We start from the raw sequence: 23,411 nt of genomic DNA, 5'->3' as shown, positions 1-23,411 counted from the left end.
TGAGGTCGGTCAATGGCGTCCGGGCCCGGACGGGGGAGAAGGGCAAGCTACCCCTCCCCGGGCCGACATCGTCGAAGGATTGCCTGCCTTTTTCCTGGTGACCTTTCCGGCCCCGGTGACAGGGTCGTGTTGCTGGTCGCGCGCGCCGCCAAGCCCCATCAGGCAAGCCGTGAAAGAAGGAAACACATGAAGTTACGCATCGCCTTGGCCGCGGTGTGCGCGGCCGCGATCGCCGCCGTCGCCGCACCGGCCGCCGCGCAGGCCGGCCCCAACGACAACAACGCCGCCGGCATCGTCGGAGTGGCCGGCGTGCCCGCCGGCTACTTCTGCAACGACGGCTACGTCTGCCTCTGGACCGGCTCCTACTGGTCAGGCAAACAGTTCCAGCTGTACCGCTGCGGAACCTACAGCTTGACCCAGTGGAACGGCGTCGGCTCGTGGCTGAACAACCAGACCGGTGGCGCGCATGCCAGGTTCCTCGACCGCAACCGCCGGGTCGTGCTTGATTCCGTGCCGGACCAGTACAACGCCGTCTACAACTTCGCGGCGGTCTGGTACGTCAAGCTCTGTTGACCGGGTCGGACCGCGCCTCCTCTGACCAGCGGCGCTTCTCGTCCGGGTAGCCTCGGCGAGCCGGAGCCCGCCGGACAGCGCTCGAACGGGGGCCCAGGCCCGGTGCGACGTCCCGGGCGAGCGTCGCCGATCACCAAAATTCTTTAGCCTGATCACCGATGCCTGCACGTCAACCAAGGCGGGATCCGCTCGACCGGCGCGCTGCTGGTCGAGCGGTTCCCGCAGCTGAGATGTCAATCAACCCGATACGGGGTGACTACGGTGTCCATCGGGCGGCTGCACCACCTGATCTTCGACTGTGCGGAGCCGGCGGTTTCCGCGCGTTTCTGGAGCGCTCTGCTCGGTAAGCCGATCACCTACCAGGACGACGACTTCGTGGTCGTCGCCGACAACGACACGACCTCGGGGCTGGCCTTTCAACGGTCGCCCGGCCAGCCGCGGCCGACCTGGCCCGATCCGGCCGTCCCGCAGCAGATGCACTACGACGTGATGGTCGACGATCAGGCCGCCGCGGCCTCGGAAGTGCTCGCGCTCGGCGCCACCTCGTTGCCGGGCGACTACGTGTTCGCCGACCCCGCCGGCCACCCGTTCTGCCTCATCCCACGGCCAGGCTGGGCCCCTGAACTGGGAAAACTACAGTGATGTAGTTAGGTGATCTTTCCGCGTACCGGTTGCCGCGGCGCGATTTGTGCGCATGACTGGAAGCATGATCAGCCCGATGCTCGCGGCCGCCGGTGCTCTGCCGGCCGGTCCGGGCTGGGCGTTCGAGTTCAAGTACGACGGGGTTCGCGCGATCACCGACGTCCGCGACGGGCGCGTGGAGGCGTACTCACGCAATTTGAACGACATCAGCGGCACCTATCCCGAGCTGGGCGAACTGGCCGGGCTGCTGGCGGGTCGCAGCGCGGTGCTGGACGGCGAGGTGGTCGCGCTCGAAACCGATCGGCCGTCGTTCGCGCGTCTGCAGCAACGCATGCACGTGTCGCTGCCCAGCCCGGCCCTGGTGGCCAGCGTGCCGGTGCTCTTCTACGTCTTCGACCTGCTCGAGCTCGACGATCAAGACCTGACTTCCCAGCCGTACGCGACCAGGCGCGACATTCTGGCGGGCCTCGACCTGGCCAGCGAACACGTCCGGGTGCCGGTCCGCTTCCTCGACGTCGACGGCCGCACCGTGCTGCAGGCGGCCGAGCTGGCCGGCATGGAAGGCGTGGTCGCCAAGCGGCTGGCCTCCCCATACCGCCCCGGCAAACGCTCGGCCGACTGGACCAAGGTCCCGCTCATCAAGACCCAAGAGGTGCTGGTCATCGGGTGGAAGCCCGGCGCCGGCCGCCGCTCGGGCACGATCGGCTCGCTGCTGCTGGCCGTCCACGACGAGCGCGACCGCCTGGTCTTCGCCGGCCACGTGGGCACCGGCTTCAGCGACGCCGCCCTGACCCACCTGCAGAAGGAGCTGACCGCGCTGAAGCGGGCGACCCCGCCGGTCGAAGGCGTGCCGCGCGAACACGCCCGGCACGCGCACTGGGTCGAGCCGTGCCTGATCGGCGAGGTCGCCTTCCGCAACTGGACCCCCGACGGCCGCCTGCGCCACCCGTCCTGGCGCGGCCTGCGCACCGACCGCGCCCCGTCCTCGATCCGCCGCGCGCCGGAGCCCATCCCGCCGCCGTCACAGGGCACGGTGATCGGCGCGATGCAAACCCCCGACGGCCGCTGGCGCGTGGAAGCCGTACGCCGCAATCGCCAGGATTTCTACCGCCTGATTCACGGCGACAACGTGATCGACGGCCTGGTCATCGCCACCGTCCAGCGCCTGCTCGAAGAGGCCGGCGTCCACCTGGGCGACCTGGTCGACGTCCGCACCGCCACGTCCGGCGCGGCCTGACGGCTACTCCTCGCCGGAGAACCGCTCCCAGGCGGACTGCCGGGTGATCCGGAGGGCGGTGCCGATGCGCGCCCACGTCACCTTGCGCTCCCGCAAGATGGTCACCAGCCGTTGCAGGCTGGCCTCGGTCTGAGCCGCAACGGCCGCGACGCGGGGCAGCTGATCGAGGATCTGCTCGTCGGTCATCCGCTGCTCCCAGACCGACAGGCGGGCACCCGATTCAAGCGGATCTTCCTCGGGGGAGCGAAGGATTTCGTTGCACAGGCCGACGCACTCATTGCAGATGTAGACGCCGGGCCCGGCGATCACCTTCTCGACGTCCTGACTCGGCTTGGCGCAGAACGAACAACAAAGTGTGGTCGTCACGGTGCCTCCTTGCGCTGGCGCTTCGTCAGGTCACTCCTGACGTTTGTCAGGCTATACCTGACAATCCACAAGCGAAAGTCGGTTCCGCCGTACGCATCTCTGTCCTACGCCCTCGGCCACGTCGCCACCTCGGCCTTGGCCACGTCGCGATTTCGCCGCCTCGCCACCTCGGCCTTGGTCACGTCGCCATCTCGCCGCCTCGCCACGTCGCCACCTCGGCCTCGGCCACGTCGCCATCTCGCCGCCTCGCCACCTCGGCCACGTCGCCGCCTCGCCACCCCGGCGAGGGAGTTGACCTGGCCGGGCCGGCGATCGCCTGGCCCTCGGCTCCTCGCGATATCGAGCGACCGCAATTCTGGTCCGGGCGGCGGCCGGGACCGCAAAAGTGTCGGAGGGTGGCGTTAGCCTGCCGGGCATGGCGGATCGCGAGTTGGAAGAACTGGTCGTGGCCGACGCCGAGGCGCTGCGGGTGTGGCTGCTGGAAAACCATGGCAGTTCGTCCGGGGTGTGGCTCGCGCTGGGCCGCAAGGGCGGCACGGTCACCACGCTGACCTGGCAGCAGGCGGTCGAAGAGGCGCTGTGCGTCGGCTGGATCGACGGCCAGGCCCGCAAGGGCGACGAGTCGATCTCGTGGATCCGCCTGACGCCCCGCCGGCCCCGCGGCGCGTGGTCGCAGCGCAACGTCTCCCATGTGGGCCGGCTGGAGGAGCAGGGCCGGATGCTGCCCGCGGGCCGGGCCGCAGTCGAGGCCGCGAAGGCGGACGGGCGATGGGCGGCCGCCTACGCTCCGCCCTCCGAGGCCGAGGTGCCCGCTGACCTGTTGGCCGCCATCGCCGCCGAACCGGCCGCGCAGGCCATGTTCGACGTCCTGACCAAGGGCAACCGCTTCGCGCTGATCTACCGCCTCAACGCCGTCAAGCGCGCCGAGACCCGCGAACGCAAGATCACCGAGTTCGTCGCCATGCTGGCCCGCCACGAGTCGTTCTATCCGCAGAAGGCCAAACCCGAACCGCGATAGAGGCCGCGTCCGCTGCTGTGCAATCCCGACCGTTTGTGCCGCCGCAGAGGTCGCGGATCGGCGCCAGCATGCATGGTCCATTCGTCACTTCCGGTGCGGACGGCCTGCCTCGCGTGAGCCGGCCTGCGGTGAGGCCGTGGCGGTCCAGGCCGTGAGCAGGTCGAGGGCGTGCCGTGAGGGGGACGCGGGCTCGGCCAGGAAGACGATCAGCATCTGGTCGGGGTCGCCCGGGAAGGTCATCGCCTCCGTACGCAGGGACAGGTCGCCGACCAGCGGGTGATGCAGTGTCTTGTGGCCTTGGCCGAACTCGACGACCTTGCGGCCGGCCCACCAGCGGCGGAAGTGCGGGCTCTTGATCGACAGCTCGCCGACCAGATCGGCGGTCCGGGGATCGTCGGGGTGCCGGGCGGCGTCCATGCGCAGCACTCCGGTGATGTCGGACGCGACCCGTTCCCAGTCGTCGCCGAACAGCGACCGGGCGCCCTCGTCGAGCACCAGCCATCGGGCCGCGTTGCGCTCCCGGGCCGGCATGGCGGCGAAGTCGGCCAGCAGCCGCCGGGCGGTCACGTTGGCCGCGAGCACGTCGGTGCGCCGGCCCAGCACGAACGCCGGGGTGTCGCCCAGCTGCTCGATCAGGGCGAGCAGCCCGGGCCGCACCGACTGCGCCCTGGACGTGGCCCGGCGCCGGGCCGGTGAGGCCCGGCCGACGGTGTGCAGGTAGGCGCGCTCGGCCGGGTCGAGCTGCAACGCGGTCGCGAGAGCGTCCAGCACTTCCTCGGACGGCGTGATCGGCCGTCCCTGCTCGAGCCGCGTGTAGTAGTCGACGCTCACCCCGGCCAGCAGCGCCAGCTCGTCGCGGCGCAGCCCCGGCACGCGACGCCCACCCGGCGCCGGCAGACCGGCCGCCTCGGGTGTGAGGGCGGCCCGCCGTACCCGCAGGAACTTGCTCAGTTCGTCGTTGTGCGCCACCTCTTCATGGTGCCCGCCCGCGCCGCCCGGGGCGACGGATCGGGTGGCCCTCAGAGGGCCACTTCCAGGCCATCTGACGGCTTCCCGTCGTGGCTGGATGGAAGCGACATCCGAAGCAAGGAGAAACCCATGTCAGAGACCTGGCTCATCACCGGCGCCACTTCAGGGTTCGGCCGCCTGGTCGCCGAGCGCGCCCTGGCCCGCGGCGCCCACGTCATCGCCGTCGCCCGCCGCGCCGACCGCCTGGCCGACGTGGCCGACTTCGCCCGCACGATCCCCGCCCAGCCGAACAACATCGCGCAGAACGCGCAGGAGTTGAGCGCGACAGACAACATCGCGCACAACGCGCACGGGTTGAGCGCGGCGGACAACATCGCGCAGAACGTGCACGAGTTGAGCGCGGCGGACAACATCGCGCAGAACGTGCACGAGTTGAGCGCGGCGGACAACATCGCGCAGAACGCGCAGGAGTCGAGCGCGATAGACAACATCGCGCAGAACGCGCAGGAGTCGAGCGCGATAGACAACATCGCGCAGAACGCGCAGGAGTCGAGCGGGACAGACAACATCGCGCAGAACGCGCAAGTGTTGAGCGCGGTGGACAACATCGCGCAGAACGCGCACACATTGAGCGTGGCGGACAGCATCGCGCGGAACGCGCAAGTGTTGAGCGCGGTGGACAACATCGCGCAGAACGCGCACACATTGAGCGTGGCGGACAGCATCGCGCGGAACGTGCACGGGTTGAGCGCGGCGGACAACATCGCGCAGAACGCCAACATGTTGAGCGCGGTGGACAACGACGCTCAGGCGGAGCGGCGCGGTGCGGACTACGTCGGCGGCGCTCGCCTGACTCCGGTCGTTCTGGACGTTACGGCGCCGGACGCGCAGGCGGTTCTGAGCGAGGTGATCAATGCCGCGGGCGGGCTGGACGTGCTGGTCAACAACGCCGGCTATGGGCTGTTCGGGGCGGTCGAGCAGATCAGCGATGCGCAAGCTCGCAAGTTGTTCGACACCAATGTGCTGGCGAACTTGAGCGTCTTGCGCGCGGCCCTGCCCGCCTTGCGCGCATCGAAAGGGCGAATCGTGCAGATGTCGTCGTTGAACGGTCAGTTCGCGTGGGCGTCGTCCGGCCTCTACTCCGCCTCGAAGGCCGCCGTCGAACTGTTCAGCGAGGCCCTCGCGCAGGAACTCGCCCCCACCGGAGCGCGCGTCACCATCGTCGAGCCGGGCGTGTTCGCCACCGAGTTCGCCACCTCGCTGCACGTGGTGGCGCCCGACGAGGTGTACGAGCCGACGGTCGGCCAGTTCCTGAGCGACTTCTCGCAGCTGCCCGCCTCCGCCTTCGGCGACGCGAACCGGGTGGCCGACGCCGTTCTCGAGGTGGTGTCCATGCCGGAACCGCCACTTCGCCTGGCGGTCGGCGCCGACGCGGTCGCCGGAATCCGGGCATCGCTCGAGTCGCGACTCAAGCTGCTCGATGGTCAGCCCGCGGCCGAGCCTTCGCCGACGGAATAACCCTCGGCGTGGCCGGAATGGCTGGCGGCGTCGGGATCGCCGAGGCGGCCGGAGTGGCTGGCGGCGTCGGGATCGCCGGAGTGGCTGGCGGCGCCGGGAACGCCGGAGTGGCTGGCGGCGCCGGGAACGCCGGAGTGGCTGGCGGCGCCGGGAACGCCGGAGTGGCTGGCGGCGTCGGGAACGCCGGGGCGGTCAGAGTGGCCGGCGGCGCTGAGAAAGCCGGAGTGATCGGAGTGGCGGGCGGCGTCGGAAACGCCAGAGACTTCGGAAACGCCGGGGACGTCGGTAAGGGCGTAGTAGACGGGGATGCCGCGCTCGCGGGCGATGGCCACGTCCTGGTCGGCGCCGCGGGATTCGCCGGGTAGGCGCAGGACCGCGTCGCAGCGTTGCAGCAGGCGGGCGGCGGTGGGATAGAGCACCTGCTCGACGAGCGGATCGGTGGGGCCGGTCGCGCCGGCGCTGTCGAGCACGGGCAGGGCGACCCATTCGCCGATCATGGGCAGGTGGCCGGCCCGGAACAGGGGCCAGGCCGCGGTCTCGAGCCGGCGGAGGTTCTGCCGCATGAGCTCGGGGTCGCCGCCGGTTCCGGACGCGTACGGGCCGGCGATCAGGATCAGCAAGCTGTCAGACATCAGCGTGCTCCTTGTTGGACAGGCGTTTCTCGACACGTTCGGGCAGATGCCGGCGTTCGGGCGCGGCGACGTGCAGCACCTGGAACAGCTCGGACCCGTCCGGAACCGGGCCGGGATGTTCCGGGTGGAGGGTAAAGGTGACGAGTTCCCATGTGCGCGGGTCGATGCCGTACGCCCCCAGCTGAGCCTGGCCGGTGCTCACGGCCTGGGCGAGCCGGGTGTCAGCAGTGCGGGCGATCTCGGCCGGGTCACCGTCGCCGGGCAGCGAGGTCTTCCGTCGTACGGCATAAGCAGGCGCCGCCCCATCGGGCGCCTGATGGGCGGTGCCTCCGATCCAGGTCTGCACGACCGGCCGGCCGAAGTCGCGCAGGATCGCGGTGAACCCGGCGCCCGACCAGAGGAAGGAAGCCGCGCCAGCCGCGTCAGCCCAGAGATAGAACGGCGCGTACTGGTTCGCGGTGGCCCCGTCGACGCCACGCTCCCGGATCAGGAACGCCTTCACACCGAGCCCGGGGTAGTCGTCGAGCCGATGACCGGACGCGGCGACGCGATCGCGGATGATGCGCATGTCGTAGTCGGCGGGAAGCGTGATCTCGTACTGCATCGCGAGCATGAAAGCTCCTCAGTTCTCCTGCTCCTGGATGGCCAGATGGGACAACTCGGATCCGGCGGCGGCGCCGTGCCAGTGCTCCTCGCCGGCCCCGATGCGGACGACGTCGCCCACCGCGATGGGTTCGGCGGCGTGGCCGCGGCTCTGCACCCAGCCCGCGCCGGACGTGACGATCAGCAGCTGCCCGTACGGATGGGTGTGCCAGCGGGTCCGGCTGCCCGCCGCGAAGTGCACGTGCAGCGCCTCGACGCGGGAAGGCGCCGACGGGGCGGCCAGGGCCTCGTAGTGTGCGGGCCCGTCGATGATCGAGGCCGGCGCCGGCTTCGACGGGTGCTGCCGGGTGACGATCACGGAGCGGTCACCGATCCCCGCAGCAGGGCCAGCAGACCGCGGACGGCCGCGTGGAACTGCTGCTCGTCGAGTTCGGCCCGCGCGAGCACATACCCGCCCTGAAGGGTGGAGAGAATGGTCGCGGCCAGATCATCGGGGGCGAGACCGCGTACGAACTCGCCCCGGGCCTGCCCCTGCTCGATCACGGCGGCGATCGTCTTGCGGACGCCGGCCAGCGCCTCGGCGACCGGCTGGCGCAGAAGGTCGTCGGTGAACACGTCGGGATCCTGCGTCATGCGGCCGATGCGGCAGCCGCGGAGCACGTCGCGGTCGCGCAGCAGGAACCGCTCGAGTCGTTCGTACGCGGTGCCGGGGCCGTCGAGCGCCTCGCGTGCGGCCTGCGTGAGTGTGTCGGCGTTGCGGTGGATGCCGGCCACGGCCAGATCCGCCTTGCCGGTGAAGTGGTGGTAGAGGCTGCCCTGCCCGACGCCCGCGCGGTTGAGCACGGCGGACGGGCTGGTGCCCACGTAACCGCGTTCCCACAGCAGGTCGGCCATGCTTTCGACCAGCCGGGTACGGGCGTCGTTGGCGGTTGTCATGATTGCGACCATACCTACTAGTACGTATGGTGGCAATCATGAATGCCTCGGTGCTCACCCTGACCGGCTGCCGCGTCGTCACGCCCACGGACGTCCTTGAACCGGGGTGGGTGAGCATGGCCGACGGGATGATCAGGGCGGTCGGTCGCGGGCGCCCGCCGGCCGGTGGGCGGGTGGTCGACCTGGCGGGCGGCTGGCTGTTTCCCGGCTTCGTCGACCTGCACATGCACGGCGGCGGGGGAGCGCAGATCACCACCGACGACCCCGACGAGATCCGGCGGGCGGTGGCCTTCCACCGGCGGCACGGCACCACCCGTACGCTGGCCAGCCTCGTCACCGACCGGCTGGACCGGATGGTCGCCGCCGTACGCACCATCGCCACCCTGATCGACGCCGGGGAGCCGGGCATCGCCGGCATCCATTTGGAGGGGCCGTTTCTCAACCCGGCCAAGCGCGGCTCGCATCACAGCGAGTTCCTGCTCCCGCCGGATCCGGACGCGCTGCGGCGCCTGCTCGACGCCGGTCGCGGGCACATCCGCGTCGTAACGCTCGCGCCCGAACTGCCCGGCGGCATGGAACTGCTCGACCAAGTGGTCGGCGCCGGCGCCATCGTCGCCGTCGGGCACACCGAGGCGACGTACGTGCAAGCCCGGGACGCCTTCGACGGCGGCGCGCGGCTGGCCACCCACCTGTTCAACGCCATGCGCCAGTTCCACCACCGCGATCCCGGGCCGGCCGGCGCGGCCCTGGCCAACCCGGCGGTGACCTGCGAAATCATCAACGACGGGGTGCACGTCCACGACGACGCCGTCCGCATCGCGGTGGACGCCGCCGGTCCCGATCGCATCGCCTTCATCACCGACGCGACGCCCGCCGCCGGGATGACCGACGGCCGCTACTTCCTGGGCCCGGTGCCGGTCATCGCTGATGGCGGGGACGTCCGCCTGACCGACGGCACCCTGGCCGGCAGCACCCTCACCATGGACGCCGCGGTGCGGCACGCCATCCAGGTCGTCGGCCTGCCAGTCGCCGGCGTGGCGCGGTCCGCCGCCACCACACCGGCCGCCCTGCTCGGCCTGGCCGACCGCACCGGCAGCCTCACCCCGGGCAAGGCCGCCGACGTGGTCGTCCTGGACGACGCGCTGCACGTTCGCGATGTGCTGACCGACGGCCGCCCCGTCCTCGAGCGCCTGCCGCAGCTCAACGGCGGCCCAGCACGCTGAAGGCCGGGTCGAAGGCTCAATGGCGGCTCAGCACAGTGAAGGTGGTCGGGCCGGCTGTTTCGGCGGCGGTGAACCGGAAATCGCCGGTCAGCGGCAGCCGATCACCTTCGCCGGCCACGGTTGGGAACGTGACCAGGCGGTACTCGTCGATCAGGTCTGCGCCGGCCAGCGCCCGCACCAGGCTCAGGCTGCCGATCACGACGATGTCGCGCCGGGTCCGCTCGTCGGCCACCCAGGCCAGCGGGTCGCCCGCGATGGCGGCCGAGTTGGCCCAGGCGGTGGTGTCCACCTTCGTACGCGTCGCAATTCGCTTTTCCACGCCGTTCATCAAACGCGCATAGTCGGTGTCGCGTGTTGGCCATAGTTGCGCGAAGTGTTCCCAGGTGCGCCGGCCGTAAAGTTGCACACCCTTGTCCATTCGCTCACCGAGGCGGAACTTGTCGCCGCTGACCGGCCCCGCGCCGTGCTTGAACGCCCAGCCGCCATGCCCGGTGCCCCAGCGTCCGTCGGGGTCGGAGACGACGCCGTCGAGCGTGGCGAACTGGATGACGATGACCTCGCCCATGGGAGGTGTCCCTTCTCGTGGTGGCTTGTCGTCTGTTACTTACCGGCGGGCGGCGGCAGACTCATCGGCGTGATGCTCGACGGTTTTCGCGGCGAGTTGCTCGCGCACTGCTACCGGATGGTCGGCTCCGTCGACGAGGCGGAAGACCTGGTGCAAGAGACGTTGCTGCGTGCTTGGCGGTCGGCTGACCGCTACGACGCGGAGAAGGCGTCCTTGCGTACGTGGTTGCACCGCATCGCCACGAATGTGTGCCTGACCGCGCTGGAAGGGCGGGCGCGCCGGCCGTTGCCGAGCGGGCTCGGGGCGGCCGGCGACGACCCGTACGCGCCGCTCACACCCAGCCGCGAGGTGCCCTGGCTGCAGCCGTTCCCCGATGTGCGGCTGGGTGATCCGGCCGACGCCGCGCAACAGCGGGCCGGGCTGAGGCTGGCGTTCGTGGCGGCGCTGCAGTTGCTGCCGGCCCGGCAGCGGGCCGCGCTCGTGCTGCGCGAGGTGCTGCAGTTCTCGGCGGCCGAGGTCGCGCAGATTCTGGACAGCAGCGTGGCGTCGGTGAACAGCAGCCTGCAACGGGCCCGCGCGACATTGAGCGAAGCCGGCCCCGTACTGAGCGAATTGCGCGAACCTGTCGACCCGGATGAGCGAATGGTCGTCGAGCGCTACCTGAAGGCGTTCGAGGCGGCCGACGTGCCGGCGCTGGCCCGGTTGCTGGCCGAGGACGTCGCGCTGGAGATGCCGCCGGTGAACCTGTGGCTGGCCGGGCGCGAGCACTACGCCGAGTTCCTGCGCCGTGTCTTCGCCCTGCGCGGAACCGGCTGGCGCATGACGCCCACATCGGCCAATGGCAGCCCGGCGCTGTCCGCCTCGGTCGGCGGAAAGCCGCATTCGCTGCAGGTCTTCACCGTGCGCGCCGGCCTGATCCGCCACTGCGTGACCTTCGTGTCGGCCCCCTAGCCCGGTTTCTCCAGCCCGTTACGCAGCACGTCCGCGGCCCGCCGCACCTGCGCGCGCACCGTCGCCGGTTCGCCGGGATGGCGGCGCAGGCTCTCGTACTGCACGCGCCACAGGCCGAGCAGGGCGGCCGCCATGATCTGCGGTTCCGGATCGGCCGGGTCGGCGCCGTCGCGGGTCGCCAGCGCCTCGGCCGCCACGGCGACGAACCGGTCCATCATGTCGTTGCGGTAGGCCCGCAGCGACGGCGCCGCCTGCAGCCGCTCGCCGAAGCGCCGGTAGCCCTCCGGGTCGCCGGCGAACCCGTCGAGCTCGGCGTCGAGCAGACGCAGCGCGGCCTCGATCGGCGTGTTCGCGGTCGACGCGAGCGCTTCTCGCAGGGCCTTGGCCGTGCCTTCGAGCCGGTCGAGCAGCAGCGCCTCTTTGGTCGGGAAGTAGTTGAACACCGTCTTCTCCGACACCCCGCAGGCCCGCGCCACCTCGGCCACCCGTACGCCGTCGAACCCGAGCTCCAGGAACATCCGGGTCGCCGTGTCGGACAGGTGCTGCCGCATCTGCCGCTTCTTGTCCTCGCGCAGGCTCACGGGTCAACCTTACTGCTACAGTATTTTTACAGTGACAGTAAATAGGAGACAGCGATGAGCGAGTTCCGGATCACCCGCGACTACCCGCATCCCATCGAGCGCGTCTGGCGCGTGCTGACCGACCCCGAGCTGGTCCCGCGCTGGACCACGACCGGCCAGGGCGGCCGCCCCGAGGGCTTCGCGCCGGTCGTGGGCACGAAGTTCCGTTTCATCGCCAAGCCGGTCGCGGGCTGGCGCGGAATCGTCGACTGCGAGGTCCTCGAGGTCGACGCGCCGGCGCTGCTGCGCTACTCCTGGGTCGGCGACGAGGGAGCCGCGCCGAGCTTCGTCGCCTACCGCCTCCGGACCATTGCCGGCGGCACCCGCTTCACCTGGGAGCACACCGGATTCACCGGCGTCGGCGGCTTCTTCATGGGCCGGCTCCTGCGGTCGGTGCGGGCCAAGATGCTGACCGTGGCGTTGCCCGCGGTCCTCGACGATCCCGGGCTCCCGGCCTGACGCTTCCATCCGTGTGGACTCAGTTGAGGACGGCGGTAGCCTCGATCTCCACCACGAAGTCCGGAGTGAACAGGGCCTGGACGCCGATGATCGTGATGGGTGGGGCCGGCTTGGGCAGCCCCTCCTCCTGCTGAACGCGGGCGATGCCGGTCAGCACGTCGTCCCACATCTCGACCGACCAGTCCACGATGTAGAAGGTCAGCCGGGCCAGATCGCCGGCGTTTCCGCCCGCGCCGCGCACCCCGACGACGATGTTGCGCAGCGCGGCCTCGACCTGGCCGGCCAGATCGGGCGCGGCGGGCTGGAAGTCGGGGGTGACGCCGGCCTGCCCGGCCAGCAGGATCAGCCGAGTCCCGGTTCCCACGGCGACCGGCGAGTAGTCGGTCTGCTTCAGCATGCCTTCGGGGTGCAGGAATTCCACGCTCATGTCGTTCTCCTGTCGCGTCTTTCCCCCAGTGCAACCCGTGTTCCCGGAACACAGTCAAGCAACCTTTGGTTGCGCGCATCCGCGGCGGCCGCTAGTGTCGTACGCAACCAAAGGTTGCACTTGGAGGAGCGGGCATGGAGATCGGGTCGATAGAGCGTGAGCTGTACATCGAGGCCTCGCCCGAGGTGGTGTTCGAGGTCGTCAGCGACCCCAAGCACGTGAGCCGGTGGTGGCCCGACGAGGCGCACTACGAACCGGTCCCCGGGTCGACCGGCGAAATTTCCTTCGGCGGTACGAAGGTGGAGGCCTTCACCGTCGTCGAGGCGCAGCCCCCACGCACGTTCTCGTTCCGCTGGACGCACCCCGCCGGCGAGGCCGCCACCCCCGGCAACTCGCTGTTCGTCACCTTCGAGCTGACCCCGTCCGGCGCCGGCACCGTCCTCAAGCTCACCGAGACCGGATTCCGCGAGGAGGAGACGCGCCGCGACCACGTCAACGGCTGGAACTACTTCCTGCCGCGCATCGCACCCTACGTCGCCACCCTGCGGGTCCGGCCGTGACCACCGCCGTCGACGACGACCTGTGGTCGGCCATCGGCGACCCGACCCGCCGCCGGATGCTCGACCTGCTGCTGTCCGGCGGCCCCGGCACCGCCACCACGCTGAGCCGGCACCTGCCCGTGACCCGTCAGGCGATCGCCAAGCACCTGACCGTGCTCGACCGCGTCGGCCTGATCCGCGCCGCCCCCACCGGCCGCGAGAAGCGCTACCAGGTCGACGACACCCAGCTCGAACGCGCCGTGACCCAGCTGGCCGCGGTCGGCGCCGAGTGGGACGCCCGCCTGCGCCGCATCAAGCGCATCGCCGAAACCATCCAGACCGAAAGGAACAACAATGCCTGACATCCTGCACCGCATCGGCGTCAAGGACGCGACCCCGCAGCAGGTCTACGACGCTTTGACCACTGTGGACGGCCTGGCTGCCTGGTGGACGAAAGACACGAAGGAGGCCGACGGGGTACTCCAATTCCGTTTCCCACCCGTCGGCGGCTTCGACATGGAAGTCCTGGAGACGCGCCCGGGCGAACACGTGCGCTGGCGCGTGGCCGAGGGCCCCGAGGAGTGGATCGGCACCACCATCGACTTCAGGCTGCGCCAGGACGGCGACTACACGATCGTCCTGTTCGAGCACCAGGGCTGGAAGGAGCCCGTCGAATTCATGAACCACTGCTCCACGAAGTGGGCTTCCTACCTGCTCAGCCTCAAGTCACTCGTGGAGACCGGCCGCGGCGCGCCCGCCCCTGACGACGTACAGATCAGTAATTGGCATTGATGGCACTCTGGACGGGTGTCCGACGACGGGGGATTCGGGGCGGCCACCGAGCCGTTCCGGCGTGAGCTGCTGGCGCACTGCTATCGCATGCTCGGCTCGGTCCACGACGCCGAGGACGTGGTGCAAGAGACCTATCTGCGGGCTTGGCAGTCGTACGACGGATTCGAAGGCCGTTCGTCGGTGCGCACGTGGCTGTACCGGATCGCCACCAACCGGTGCCTGACCGAGCTCGGCAAGCGGAGCCGTCGCGTCCTGCCGTCCGATCTCGGCGATCCCGAGCCGGATCCCGGCGCGCCGCTGAGACCGGCCGGCCCCGAGGTGCGCTGGCTGCAACCCGTGCCGGACGCGTTGGTGCCGGCCGATCCCGCGGCCGTCGTGGCCGCGCGGGAGGGCGTGCGACTGGCTCTCGTGGCCAGCTTGCAATACCTCCCGCCGCGGCAGCGAGCGGTGTTGCTGCTGCGGGAGGTGCTGGCCTTCCCGGCCGCCGAGGTCGCGGACATGCTCGGCACGACGACGGCGTCGGTCAAGAGCGCGCTGCGGCGGGCCCGGGCCCGGTTCGACGAGCTGGCCCTGGCCGACGGCGAGATCACCGAACCGAGCGCGCCGCAGGCCCGGGCGCTGCTCGACCAGTACATCGCGGCGTTCGAGAACGCTGACGCGGCTGCGCTGGAACGCCTGCTGCTGACCGACGTCACGTTGGAGGCGACGCCGCTGCGCACCTGGTTCCGCGGCCGCGAGGTCTGCGTACCGTTCCTGCGCGATCATCTTCTGGGTTCGCCGGGGGACTGGCGCCTGTCGGCCACCAGCGCGAACGGGCAGCCCGCGGCGGCGGTGTACCTCCGGGACGAGCAGGGGACCTATCAGCCGTACGGCGTTTGCGTCCTGACCGTCACCGAGGCCGGCATCAGCCGGATCACCTCGTTCGGAGATCCGTCGCTGCTGACCGCTCCCTTTGCCGGCATCGGAGGGTCTGCCCGGTTGTAGGTGGTCGACCCGCGACCATCCAGCCGAGGAAGCGAGCGCCGATGCGTGCCCTGCGACAGACATCCCTGAACGGACCGCGCGACCTGCGCCTGGTCAACGACGCCCCCGAGCCGAGCCCGGGCCGGGGGGAGGTGCTGACCCGGGTCGTCGCGGCCGGGGTCAACTTCGTCGACATCTCCCAGTCGCGCGGCCTGTTCGCCGGCGGCCCGCAACCGCCGTACGTGGCCGGCATCGAGGGCGCCGGCGAGGTCGTCGCCGTCGGCGCCGGAGTCAGCGAACCGCGTCCCGGCGCTCATGTCATCGGCGCCCGGGTCGCCGGGGGAGCGTTCGCCGATTACATGCTGCTGCCCGCGGCGGCCGCCGTTCCCGTGCCGCCCGGCTGGACCGACGAGCAGGCGCTGGGCCTGGTCGTGAACTGGCCGACCGCGCTGGCCGCGCTCAGACCGCTGGGCGAGATCCGCGCCGGGCAGACGGTGCTGATCCAGGCGGCCGCGGGCGGGACCGGCCAGCCGGCGGTACGGATGGCCAAGCACTACGGCGCCACGATGATCGCTGCCGCGTCGCCCGAGAAGCACGACGTGGTGCGGGACGCGGGCGCGGACCACGTCCTCGACTCTCAGGCGCCCGGTCTGGCTGCCGAAGTGCTGCTGCTGACCGGCGGCGCCGGCGCCGACCTGGTGCTGGAGTCGGCCGGCGGCGCCGGTCTGGCGGGGAGTCTGGCCGCGGCCAAGCGGGTCACCGGCCGCGTCGTCGTCTACGGCCTGGCCGGCGGCGAGGCCGCGATCACCAACCAGGAACTCGTGTACCAGCACCAGATCCACGTCATCGGCCTTAACATCGGCGTCCTGATCCAGGCCGCGCCGCACCTCTTCGGCGAGCTCATGGGCGAGATGTTTGGGCTCATCGCGGCCGGCGTATTGTCCCCGGCTCGGCCGGCCGTTCACTCGCTGGCCGACGGTCCCAAGGTGCTGGCCGAGATGGAATCGCGCGCCTCCGTCGGCAAGCTGGCTTTGCGGCCCTGAGCGGATCCCAGGCGGGCCAGCGCTTCGGCCGAGGCGCTGGCCGGCTCGGCCTGATAGACGATGAGCTGCTGGCCCGCCGCGCCGTCGACGGTGAACGAGTCGTAGGTGAGGGCCAGCTCGCCGGCCTCGGGGTGGTGCAGCCGCTTCGCCTCGTGAGATTTCCCGCGTACGTCGTGACGGCCCCACAGACGCCCGAACTCCGCGCTGGCGGAGAGCTCGCCGATCAGCTCTTCCAGCCGCTCGTCGCCGGGCAGCTCGCCCGCCGCCGCGCGCAACGCCCCCAGACTGGAGCGGGCGACCTCGTCCCAATCCGGATAGAAGGAACGGGCGTCCGGCTCGAGGAACACGAACGTCACCAGATTGGGCTCGTCCAGCTCGAACACGGGCGCGAACAGGGCGCGCCCCGGCCGGTTGCCGGCCAGCATGTCCATGCGGCGGTCGACTATCAGGGCAGGAGTGTGCGGCCAGCCGTCCATCAGCCGCAGCAGGCTCGGCCGCACCGTCTCGCGGATCGCCCGCCGGGCACTCTCACGATCGTCGCGAGCCAACCGATGCAGGTGCGCCGCCTCCTCCGGATCTAGTCCCAACGTACGAGCAATCGCGTCCAAGACCTGGCGGGAGGGATGCCTTTCCCGCCCCTGCTCGAGCCGCGTGTAGTAGTCGGTGCTGACCCCGGCCAGCCGCGCGACCTCCTCACGACGCAGCCCCGGCGTCCGCCGCCGCCCCGCCGACTTCACCCCGGCCGCCTCGGGGCTGGTCAGCTCACGGCGAGCCCGCAGAAACACGCCGAGGGGAGTCATGAATCCAACCTATACGGTGTCGCCATGCCAGCAGAGAAGCCAGCTGCGCCGGTAGAGCTCGACAGCGAGTATTTCGACCAGTGGTACGCGGACGTGATTGCCTCGCCTACTCGTGACGCGATCATGGCCCGCGCCATGGGATACCGGCCGAGCTGGGAGATGCCGGCGCCCTGGTCTGGCAAGGCCTGGCCGAAGTGGCTGAAGGGCTGCGTCTGGCACCGGACGGCCTGCTGTTCGACGTCGCCTGTGGGCGTGGCGGGTACGGCATCGGTGTCGCTCAACGTACTGGTGCACGCTTGGTCGGGGTGGACATCTCAGCTGTGGCCCTGGAGCAGGCGAGAGCAAACAGCGCACATGACCATGTTGCCGGCGCCGCCGGCGACGCTCATGACCAGCAGCAGGATCCACGGCAGCGTCCACGCGGGTCGGTGGAACCGGACACCGAGCCCGATGGCGGCGACGGTCAGCACCGGATAGCAGTAGGTCACCAACCCCGCGCCGAGCGACCCTTCGGGGACGATGGTCCGCACAACCGTCAGCACGATGCCGATAGCGCTGTAACCGATCCACACCTTGCGGACAGCGTAGGTCGCCACGTCACTGCTATCGGTTCCCGGCCGCCGGAACTGAGGCCAAGATTCAGGGCGTGGCGGTCAGAGCGGCAACGGCCTCCGTCACCACGGCGGCGAGGATGCCTCGCATGCGCTCCAGCGTCTCGGTCACGCCGTCGGTCGCGTACGGACCGGCCATCCGGACCGGGTCGAGGTAGCCGATCCGGGTGGCGCCGGCGTCGTCCCAGACCAGCAGCCGCAGGGGCAGCTCGATGCCGATACGGGGGTCCCGGCGCATCAGAGGGGTGCCTACCGCCGCATTGCCGAAGACGATCACCACCTCGTCGGCCAGGGCCAGTCCGGCCGCGCGGGCGCCGGCCGCGTGATCGATGGTGGCGAACACCGTGATGGCGCGCCGGCGCAGCGCCATGTCCACGGCGGCGACGGTGGCGGTGACGTCGGCAGGCGACACGGAGGTGATGAGGGGCTCGACCATGAACGCCCACGTCCGGAAAGACGGCGAAAGTGTCGCGGTCCAGTTTGCCCTACGAGCGCGCAGAGATCAGGCCGGCGGGCGCTCGGCGAAATAGGAGGTGATGGTGGCCAGGGCGCCGTCGCGGAACTCGTACACATCGCACGACGCCACGTCCGTCACGCCGCCGTCGGGGTCGGTGTAGCGGACCAGGGTGTCCACGGCGACGCGGTCGCCGTCGGCGATCGTGACGAATCTCAGGAACTCGGTGCGGGTGCCGGCGAGGTCGGCCAGCGTCTGCTCACACAAGGCCCGCACCGCGTCGCGGCCGTGCCGGGTCTCGGAACCCTGGACCACCCAGGTGACGTCTGTAGCCAGCGCCGGGTACGCGTCGGCGAACCGATGGGCCGAGAATGCCGCCGCCGCCGCCGCCGCCGCACGCACCGAGCCGGGGCCCGGCGTGACGTCGTAGTGGTTCAGCTGCGGCTCGCCGACCAGATACTTCTCGTCCTGCGGGTAGAGCACCATGGCGTCCACGTCGTCGCCGGTGAAGCGGCGCAGCTCAGCCCAGCCGTCCCAGGTGCTCAACGCCAAGATCTCGGCCGTGCCGTCGTCCAGCTCACGGGTGAGGATGTGCAGCGCTGCGGTTGCCCCGGGTGCGCCGGTACTGGGAGACGCCGGTCTCGTCGACATACTGCGCGTACGCGGCGAGCGTGTCGGCGCGCACCACGCCGCGCCAGATCCGGGCGATCACCGGGCGACTCGCGTCGCCGGGCGGCCGGTGACCGCGGCCGTTCGCGGACCAGGGACGATCAAAGGCATGGGCGCTCCTCGGCTAGTGGGCTTCGTGCTTCCACTCTGGGGCAGGCGGGGCCGCCGACACCAGAGGCGGTCACCTGCGACGGACAACGGCTTCCCGAAGACAAGGACGCGCTGCGTCGTCCTAGGTAGGCTGAATCGTCGGCGCCACGTCCCGCATCGGCTGTCTAATACGTTGGACCTGCCGTCACCGGTGAAGTCGCCGGCCACATACAGACCGGACGGGGGCAACCGGAGCTGGCCAAGTTCTGCCACGCGGTCCGTCTGCCGGACGAGTAAGGCCACTGGTGTTCGGCGACACTGAAGACATCGGTCCGGCCGTCGAAATCGCCGAAATGCAGGGCAGTCAGTTGCTCTGAAGCTGAGGCGAGGTCCGCCCAGCCGGCCGCGCCGGCGGATGAGTATCGCCAGCGGCCGTTGGGGGAACTGAAGACGTCGGTCCGCCCGTCGCCGTCGAAGTCACTGAATCGCAGCTGCGCCAGCTGTTCACCGGATTGTGCGCCGGGCACGAGCGGTCCCGTGCCTCCGGGTGAGGAGTACCACCGATGCCCGGTGGTTCAAGAAACGTCGGTGCGATCGTCGCAGTTGAGGTCGCCGAAGCCGACCTCGGAGACGTCGAACGTGTACGACGCCAACGCCGTCCATGCTGTGGTGCCGTCGGACGACATTACCAGCTGACGTGACGGCTGCCAGGGGAGCAGTTGGCCGGTGCGGTGCTGTAGGTGTTCGCCGAAACGACCAGTTGCCCAGCGGTGCGTCCGGATAGGGCTGATTTTGCTCGACCGAGAGAGCCGGGGTGGCGCGGGCGAAGCAGTTTGCCGGTCACCGTCGCGACCGTGGCCGGCTGGCCACGGATGACGACAGCTTTCTGTGTGGTGTCGCCGGAAGCGTTGTGGTCGATGTGGATAACGGCGCCGGCGTACGGCTGATTGTTCGCCAGTGCCTCGTGCTCACCGTGCATGTCGAAGCTATGCCGGGCGGGGTTGCTGCTCACGGTGTTGAGGCGAGCGTCGTACTGCTGGGTCCTGATGCCCGTGGCGGCGATGGCGTGCTCGAATCGGTTGTCCTCGATGACCGCGCTTGTGTCACGCTCGAGCTCAATGCCGTAGTCGAGACCGGTCTGGCGGTTGTGGTGCAGGTGATTGCCCCGCACCCGGCCCTCGGCCGTGTCGCGCGGCGAGACGGCGGCGTGCGACCAGCCGGGGAGCTCATCGTTGTCGATCAACGGACCGCACTCGGCGGCGGCCCTGACGCCGTCGGAATTGGTGTACTGTCCGTACCCATTGCTAGCGAACGGTCCCAGGACATGCTTTCTGCATCGATCGATCGGCTACGGCGAACTCAAAGGCGACAGCGACGAAGAAGCGAGCTGCTGATCGATGCAACATTCGCAATCAGGAGAAGTAGATCAGCCTGCTGCTTTTTTGCGAAGTCGTCGCTCGTACAGACAACTTAGATTATGATCTTGTTCAGGCCCGCGCTGAGGGTCGCCCGGAGAGCACAACCGCGGCCCTCAGCGCGTCTGACGCGGAGGAGACCCGCCCCGATACCCGTGCACTGCTGATGTGGCGACGTCCCGCAGCCTTAAACCGGACTCAAAATTTCGAGCAGCTGCAGACGGGGCCGCACGTTCCGCGGTCAGCTCCTCCAGACCTGCAGGGCTTGCCGGATCAGTGACCTCATCAAACATCGTGACGATGCCGGTCGGCAACGCCGCGGCGCCGTCGAAGACCGGATAGTAGTTACCCAGGAAACGGCGTGGGTGCGCTCGCCCAGGTGTCGCCGTAACGACATCGAGGTCGAGAAGCGGGACGCAGGTAGCGATCACCTCGCGATGGGCAACTGGCAGTGACGCGGGCAGGTCGGGTAGCACATCCACCAAGTGCCGCCCCAGATGAGCAGCGACGGCGACCCCGTCGAGTAGCGCTGCCCGGCTGTTGGCCAGTACGTAGCGTAGGTCGCGATCGAAGACACTGACCGCCACCGGAAGGTGCAACAGGATCGATTCGAGGAAACTGATGTCGACGGCGCGAGCATTCCCGTCCGGCATATCATTTCCTCCTCGCACCGACAGCTGTATTGAGTCGTAACGGCACGCCCGAAGGAAAGCAGTTCGCTTCGTAACGGTACAGCGAGCTGCACAAAGATGCGCGGGCTGACCACGCCGGCGCGCGCCTGTACATATCCTGACGTTCAGCAGGCCGGCCAACCGCCCGAAGAGAAGAAAGTATGTGGCAGCAGCGCCACTTAGAAGGCATACCGCTCGCCGGGTGGAGACAGGGTTCGGCGGGACGGGATGCCCGACTTGGCGGTGCTGGCAGCGCCGGCACCAGCGAACGGGGCTGCACGGTACACCGATCAATGGCGTGTCGGTAAGCGCAACATGGCAGGTCGTTAGTGCGCTGATGTGGCAGGAGTGAGCAGATCGATGCGTCGTCGGGACACCGTGGCGGTACTGGGGGTCGGGCTCGGAGATGCATCGCTGCGACGTCGGCGCCGGGCGATCGAGCTGTGTGCTCTCCTGGCGCGTGGGCTCGGTGTTGTCGGCACCGCGTGTTACCTGCTGGGGTGGGCCTTTCCGGCCGCTGAGGTTCTTCCCGCCCATCTCAGGCCGGTATGTGCTGCCGCTATCCCGGTGATGATAGTTGCTTGTGCGCTTTCTGCGATCAACTGGTCGCGCCCGTCGAGCCGCTGGTACCCGTGGTGGAGCGCCGCGCAGGTAGTGCTCGACTCGGCGGTGGTCATGACGGTCGTCGGGCTGCTCGTTGTGCACGGAGACCAGGGTTCATGGCCCGCACTTGTCGTTCCCCTGGTTGTTGCGGCCATTCGGCACGGTCTGGCCGGCGCGCTCGCCGTCTGGGTCATCAATTCAGCTGGTTATGCCTGGATACTTCTGGCGACGGACCCGGCGGCAACGCCGGCTGACACGGTCTTCGCGCTCAGTGTCCACCTGATGGTCGCGCTGGTGACCGGTACCCAGTCCAGTGCGTTCGCTCGTCAGCTGACAGAGCTGCACATGACGCGGCGACTGTTGTACGAGCAGCTCACACACGACAGTCTCACCGGCCTGCCCAACCGTGCCCAGCTGGCCGAGTTCGCCCAGCGGCACGTGGGCCAGGCCCTCGCGGTCCTGCTGATCGACCTCAACGGCTTCAAGAACGTCAACGACACGCTGGGACACGCCGCCGGTGACACTGTGCTGCAGGAAGTAGGCCGGCGACTGCACGCCTGCATGCGCGACGGTGACATGGCAATGCGGCTGGGAGGCGACGAATTCTTGGTTCTCCTGCCGGGCGCCGACGCCGACGCCGCTCCCTCTGCGATGTCTCGCATTCAGGAGGTGATTGGCAGGCCGATCACCATCGGCGACGACGTAGCGGTGGTTGGTGCGACCATCGGTCACGCGGTCGGGACTGTCAGCCCGGACGCCGGGCTGGACATGCTGATGAGGGAGGCAGACCTGCATATGTACGCCGCCAAGCCTTACGCGAACAGGTTCGATGGGCAACCGCTGGCCCGTGGGCAGCAGCAGAGCACTAGGTGAGCAGCTTGACATAGAGCGGAGATGTGTAAACATGCTTGACGGGTAAGCGCTCGGTGTAAAGCTCCCGTGGCACCGGCTGACGCATCGAGCGCGGACCTGCTCGACGGATCACCGCCCCCGATCTGGCGAGGAGCTGCCCGATCGTCGCGATCGGGCAGGCGGTCGGCGCGTCGCCCCAGATGCCGCCCAAGGTAATGCGCGCCGGCCGTCCACCACAGTGCCGCTAAGCTCTGAAAATCATGGGAAACACCCCGCTGGACTATCGTGAGGCCAACCATGGTCGGCTGCGTGCGTCTTTAATCGCGGCCGCCCGCGAACTGGCCGTTACTCAAGGGTGGGGCGCAGTCCGGGTGGTTGATGTGGCAGACGCTGTCGGCGTCAGCCGGCAGACCGTCTACAACGAATTCGGCAACCGCGCCGGCCTCGCCGAGTCGATCGCCATCTCGGAAATTGAGCGCTTCGTCGATGTCGTCCGCAAAGAGCTCTACGCTCATGGGGCCGACCTTCGAGCAGCAGCCCAAGCCACTATCACGGCTGTACTGACCGACGCCTCCGCCAACCCGCTGGTACGAAGTATTCTCAGCAGCCCCGGCAAAGAAGCCGATGAACTTCTGCCCTTCCTGACGACTCGCTCAGCCGTCCTGGACATGGCTGGGCAGGTTGTCAGCGATTGGATCGCGGCCGTCGCGCCTGAGCTGAACGACGTCTCTGCCGCGCTGGCAGCCGAGTCGATCGTGCGGCTGACCGTCAGCCACATCGTCCTTCCTTCCGCATCGCCGCAAGCCTCCGCCAAGACGCTGGCCGAGGTACTGATGCAGCTTCTGCGCCCCACCACCACGCCATCGGCGCCGGCTTAACAAGCCCACTCACCGTTTGCCGGAGCCGATCAGCTCCTGAAGATCGTCCGACAACGCTGACAGGTGATTCGCCGATTGCCTCGTCTGGACAACGCTGGACTCCGTCTCACGGGTGACCCTGGCCGTATCCGAGGCCGCGATGTTGACCTGCTCGACCGCGGTGCTCTGCTGCTGCGTCGACAGCTCGATCTCGCGTGTCGCATGGTCAGCGGCCGCTACCAATTCAGCGATGTGCCGCAACGCGGTAATGGCGACATCAAAATTGCGGACACCGGCGTCCACCGCCTTGGCG

The 23,411-nt window shown here is 69.4% G+C and carries 31 protein-coding genes and 2 pseudogenes; 16 read left to right on the top strand and 17 right to left on the bottom strand.

The window, feature by feature from the left end; all coding sequences use genetic code 11:
* Window positions 1–186: 186 nt before the first annotated feature.
* The 3 genes from OWR29_RS39955 to ligD all read left to right on the top strand — a co-directional run bounded on the left by OWR29_RS39955 (window position 187) and on the right by ligD (window position 2,452).
* Complete coding sequence (locus OWR29_RS39955; RefSeq protein ID WP_267568770.1) at window positions 187–573, top strand: hypothetical protein; 387 nt, start codon at window positions 187–189, stop codon at window positions 571–573.
* Between the two features lie 261 nt (window positions 574–834).
* Window positions 835–1,215 (top strand): VOC family protein, encoded by a 381-nt coding sequence (locus tag OWR29_RS39950; RefSeq protein ID WP_324291306.1) that lies wholly within the window; start codon window positions 835–837, stop codon window positions 1,213–1,215.
* A gap of 52 nt (window positions 1,216–1,267) precedes the next feature.
* Entirely contained in the window at window positions 1,268–2,452 is a 1,185-nt protein-coding gene (gene ligD / locus OWR29_RS39945) for a non-homologous end-joining DNA ligase (protein ID WP_267568768.1), read from the top strand.
* Between the two features lie 3 nt (window positions 2,453–2,455).
* Here the strand turns inward: ligD and OWR29_RS48355 are convergent, their stop codons facing one another.
* Window positions 2,456–2,818: a ClpX C4-type zinc finger protein gene (locus OWR29_RS48355; RefSeq protein WP_438872716.1), complete on the bottom strand. Its 363-nt coding sequence runs from the start codon at window positions 2,816–2,818 to the stop codon at window positions 2,456–2,458.
* 415 nt (window positions 2,819–3,233) lie between these two features.
* On the opposite strand from OWR29_RS48355, the gene OWR29_RS39935 reads away from it, so the two are divergent.
* A complete protein-coding gene (locus OWR29_RS39935; RefSeq protein ID WP_267568767.1) occupies window positions 3,234–3,836 on the top strand; it encodes a YdeI/OmpD-associated family protein in 603 nt (200 codons plus the stop codon).
* A gap of 84 nt (window positions 3,837–3,920) precedes the next feature.
* Here OWR29_RS39935 and OWR29_RS39930 read toward each other — a convergent pair whose 3' ends face one another.
* The gene (locus tag OWR29_RS39930; RefSeq protein ID WP_267568766.1) at window positions 3,921–4,805 is read right to left on the bottom strand and encodes a helix-turn-helix transcriptional regulator; all 885 of its coding nucleotides are present in this window, start codon (window positions 4,803–4,805) and stop codon (window positions 3,921–3,923) included.
* On the opposite strand from OWR29_RS39930, the gene OWR29_RS39925 reads away from it, so the two are divergent.
* Window positions 4,797–6,323: an SDR family NAD(P)-dependent oxidoreductase gene (locus OWR29_RS39925; RefSeq protein WP_267568765.1), complete on the top strand. Its 1,527-nt coding sequence runs from the start codon at window positions 4,797–4,799 to the stop codon at window positions 6,321–6,323. The genes OWR29_RS39930 and OWR29_RS39925 overlap by 9 nt on opposite strands.
* Here the strand turns inward: OWR29_RS39925 and OWR29_RS39920 are convergent.
* The 4 genes from OWR29_RS39920 to OWR29_RS39905 are packed head-to-tail and all read right to left on the bottom strand — an operon-like array spanning window position 6,290 to window position 8,494.
* The gene (locus tag OWR29_RS39920) at window positions 6,290–6,955 is read right to left on the bottom strand and encodes a TIR domain-containing protein (protein ID WP_267568764.1); all 666 of its coding nucleotides are present in this window, start codon (window positions 6,953–6,955) and stop codon (window positions 6,290–6,292) included. The two genes, OWR29_RS39925 and OWR29_RS39920, sit on opposite strands and share 34 nt — an antisense overlap.
* A complete protein-coding gene (locus OWR29_RS39915) occupies window positions 6,948–7,568 on the bottom strand; it encodes a DUF4865 family protein (RefSeq protein ID WP_267568763.1) in 621 nt (206 codons plus the stop codon). The genes OWR29_RS39920 and OWR29_RS39915 overlap by 8 nt, the downstream gene beginning before the upstream one ends.
* A 9-nt stretch (window positions 7,569–7,577) precedes the next feature.
* The gene (locus tag OWR29_RS39910; protein ID WP_267568762.1) at window positions 7,578–7,916 is read right to left on the bottom strand and encodes a cupin domain-containing protein; all 339 of its coding nucleotides are present in this window, start codon (window positions 7,914–7,916) and stop codon (window positions 7,578–7,580) included.
* Window positions 7,913–8,494, bottom strand: a complete 582-nt coding sequence (locus OWR29_RS39905; protein ID WP_267568761.1) for a TetR/AcrR family transcriptional regulator — start codon at window positions 8,492–8,494, stop codon at window positions 7,913–7,915. The genes OWR29_RS39910 and OWR29_RS39905 overlap by 4 nt, the downstream gene beginning before the upstream one ends.
* Before the next feature lie 38 nt (window positions 8,495–8,532).
* Between OWR29_RS39905 and nagA the strand changes: the two genes are divergently transcribed.
* Complete coding sequence (gene nagA / locus OWR29_RS39900; protein WP_267568760.1) at window positions 8,533–9,717, top strand: N-acetylglucosamine-6-phosphate deacetylase; 1,185 nt, start codon at window positions 8,533–8,535, stop codon at window positions 9,715–9,717.
* 16 nt (window positions 9,718–9,733) lie between these two features.
* On the opposite strand, the gene OWR29_RS39895 is transcribed toward nagA, so the two are convergent.
* Window positions 9,734–10,282: a dihydrofolate reductase family protein gene (locus OWR29_RS39895; protein WP_267568759.1), complete on the bottom strand. Its 549-nt coding sequence runs from the start codon at window positions 10,280–10,282 to the stop codon at window positions 9,734–9,736.
* Window positions 10,283–10,354: 72 nt separating this feature from the next.
* Between OWR29_RS39895 and OWR29_RS39890 the strand changes: the two genes are divergently transcribed.
* Window positions 10,355–11,233, top strand: a complete 879-nt coding sequence (locus tag OWR29_RS39890) for an RNA polymerase subunit sigma-70 (RefSeq protein WP_267568961.1) — start codon at window positions 10,355–10,357, stop codon at window positions 11,231–11,233.
* Here OWR29_RS39890 and OWR29_RS39885 read toward each other — a convergent pair.
* The gene (locus tag OWR29_RS39885) at window positions 11,230–11,814 is read right to left on the bottom strand and encodes a TetR/AcrR family transcriptional regulator (protein WP_267568758.1); all 585 of its coding nucleotides are present in this window, start codon (window positions 11,812–11,814) and stop codon (window positions 11,230–11,232) included. The genes OWR29_RS39890 and OWR29_RS39885 overlap by 4 nt on opposite strands.
* 54 nt (window positions 11,815–11,868) lie before the next feature.
* Here OWR29_RS39885 and OWR29_RS39880 point away from each other — a divergent pair, with 54 nt between their 5' ends.
* A complete protein-coding gene (locus OWR29_RS39880; protein WP_267568757.1) occupies window positions 11,869–12,312 on the top strand; it encodes an SRPBCC family protein in 444 nt (147 codons plus the stop codon).
* A 19-nt stretch (window positions 12,313–12,331) separates the two neighbouring features.
* Here OWR29_RS39880 and OWR29_RS39875 read toward each other — a convergent pair whose 3' ends face one another.
* Entirely contained in the window at window positions 12,332–12,739 is a 408-nt protein-coding gene (locus tag OWR29_RS39875) for a RidA family protein (protein ID WP_267568756.1), read from the bottom strand.
* Window positions 12,740–12,873: 134 nt separating this feature from the next.
* On the opposite strand from OWR29_RS39875, the gene OWR29_RS39870 reads away from it, so the two are divergent.
* From OWR29_RS39870 to OWR29_RS39850, 5 genes are read left to right on the top strand one after another with little or no spacing between them, the layout of a single operon-like run.
* A complete protein-coding gene (locus OWR29_RS39870) occupies window positions 12,874–13,299 on the top strand; it encodes an SRPBCC family protein (protein WP_267568755.1) in 426 nt (141 codons plus the stop codon).
* On the top strand, window positions 13,296–13,640 hold the full coding sequence (locus OWR29_RS39865; protein WP_267568753.1) for an ArsR/SmtB family transcription factor: 345 nt from the start codon (window positions 13,296–13,298) through the stop codon (window positions 13,638–13,640). Before OWR29_RS39870 ends, OWR29_RS39865 begins: the two co-directional genes overlap by 4 nt.
* A complete protein-coding gene (locus tag OWR29_RS39860; protein WP_267568752.1) occupies window positions 13,633–14,070 on the top strand; it encodes an SRPBCC family protein in 438 nt (145 codons plus the stop codon). Before OWR29_RS39865 ends, OWR29_RS39860 begins: the two co-directional genes overlap by 8 nt.
* A 15-nt stretch (window positions 14,071–14,085) precedes the next feature.
* Complete coding sequence (locus tag OWR29_RS39855) at window positions 14,086–15,054, top strand: RNA polymerase subunit sigma-70 (protein WP_267568750.1); 969 nt, start codon at window positions 14,086–14,088, stop codon at window positions 15,052–15,054.
* A 41-nt stretch (window positions 15,055–15,095) separates the two neighbouring features.
* A complete protein-coding gene (locus tag OWR29_RS39850) occupies window positions 15,096–16,076 on the top strand; it encodes a zinc-binding dehydrogenase (protein ID WP_267568749.1) in 981 nt (326 codons plus the stop codon).
* Here OWR29_RS39850 and OWR29_RS39845 read toward each other — a convergent pair.
* Window positions 15,995–16,876 carry a helix-turn-helix transcriptional regulator gene (locus OWR29_RS39845; protein WP_267568748.1) on the bottom strand — a complete coding sequence of 294 codons (882 nt, stop codon included), beginning with the start codon at window positions 16,874–16,876 and terminating at the stop codon, window positions 15,995–15,997. The genes OWR29_RS39850 and OWR29_RS39845 overlap by 82 nt on opposite strands.
* A 194-nt stretch (window positions 16,877–17,070) precedes the next feature.
* Here OWR29_RS39845 and OWR29_RS48190 point away from each other — a divergent pair.
* Window positions 17,071–17,208, top strand: a pseudogene (locus OWR29_RS48190) (hypothetical protein); the annotation flags it as partial.
* Here the strand turns inward: OWR29_RS48190 and OWR29_RS39840 are convergent.
* The 6 genes from OWR29_RS39840 to OWR29_RS39815 all read right to left on the bottom strand — a co-directional run bounded on the left by OWR29_RS39840 (window position 17,191) and on the right by OWR29_RS39815 (window position 20,768).
* Window positions 17,191–17,472: a hypothetical protein gene (locus OWR29_RS39840; RefSeq protein ID WP_267568746.1), complete on the bottom strand. Its 282-nt coding sequence runs from the start codon at window positions 17,470–17,472 to the stop codon at window positions 17,191–17,193. The pseudogene OWR29_RS48190 and the gene OWR29_RS39840 sit on opposite strands and share 18 nt — an antisense overlap.
* A gap of 43 nt (window positions 17,473–17,515) precedes the next feature.
* Complete coding sequence (locus OWR29_RS39835) at window positions 17,516–17,923, bottom strand: DUF302 domain-containing protein (protein WP_267568745.1); 408 nt, start codon at window positions 17,921–17,923, stop codon at window positions 17,516–17,518.
* A gap of 66 nt (window positions 17,924–17,989) precedes the next feature.
* Window positions 17,990–18,487 carry a nuclear transport factor 2 family protein gene (locus OWR29_RS39830; protein WP_267568744.1) on the bottom strand — a complete coding sequence of 166 codons (498 nt, stop codon included), beginning with the start codon at window positions 18,485–18,487 and terminating at the stop codon, window positions 17,990–17,992.
* Window positions 18,488–18,518: 31 nt separating this feature from the next.
* Window positions 18,519–18,653, bottom strand: a complete 135-nt coding sequence (locus tag OWR29_RS39825; protein WP_267568743.1) for a hypothetical protein — start codon at window positions 18,651–18,653, stop codon at window positions 18,519–18,521.
* 732 nt (window positions 18,654–19,385) lie between these two features.
* A complete protein-coding gene (locus OWR29_RS39820; protein ID WP_267568742.1) occupies window positions 19,386–19,943 on the bottom strand; it encodes a hypothetical protein in 558 nt (185 codons plus the stop codon).
* A gap of 288 nt (window positions 19,944–20,231) precedes the next feature.
* On the bottom strand, window positions 20,232–20,768 hold the full coding sequence (locus OWR29_RS39815) for a PAS domain-containing protein (protein WP_267568741.1): 537 nt from the start codon (window positions 20,766–20,768) through the stop codon (window positions 20,232–20,234).
* 378 nt (window positions 20,769–21,146) lie between these two features.
* Between OWR29_RS39815 and OWR29_RS48100 the strand changes: the two genes are divergently transcribed.
* Window positions 21,147–22,262: a diguanylate cyclase domain-containing protein gene (locus tag OWR29_RS48100; RefSeq protein WP_324291305.1), complete on the top strand. Its 1,116-nt coding sequence runs from the start codon at window positions 21,147–21,149 to the stop codon at window positions 22,260–22,262.
* A 239-nt stretch (window positions 22,263–22,501) separates the two neighbouring features.
* Entirely contained in the window at window positions 22,502–23,119 is a 618-nt protein-coding gene (locus OWR29_RS39805) for a TetR family transcriptional regulator (RefSeq protein WP_267568740.1), read from the top strand.
* A 9-nt stretch (window positions 23,120–23,128) separates the two neighbouring features.
* Here the strand turns inward: OWR29_RS39805 and OWR29_RS39800 are convergent.
* Window positions 23,129–23,411, bottom strand: a pseudogene (locus tag OWR29_RS39800) (methyl-accepting chemotaxis protein); the annotation flags it as partial.

It is taken from the genome of Paractinoplanes pyxinae, assembly GCF_026626335.1.
Taxonomy (GTDB): domain Bacteria; phylum Actinomycetota; class Actinomycetes; order Mycobacteriales; family Micromonosporaceae; genus Actinoplanes; species Actinoplanes pyxinae.
The sequence above is the reverse complement of the archived record's forward strand: the minus strand, read 5'-3'. Positions and strand labels throughout refer to the sequence as shown.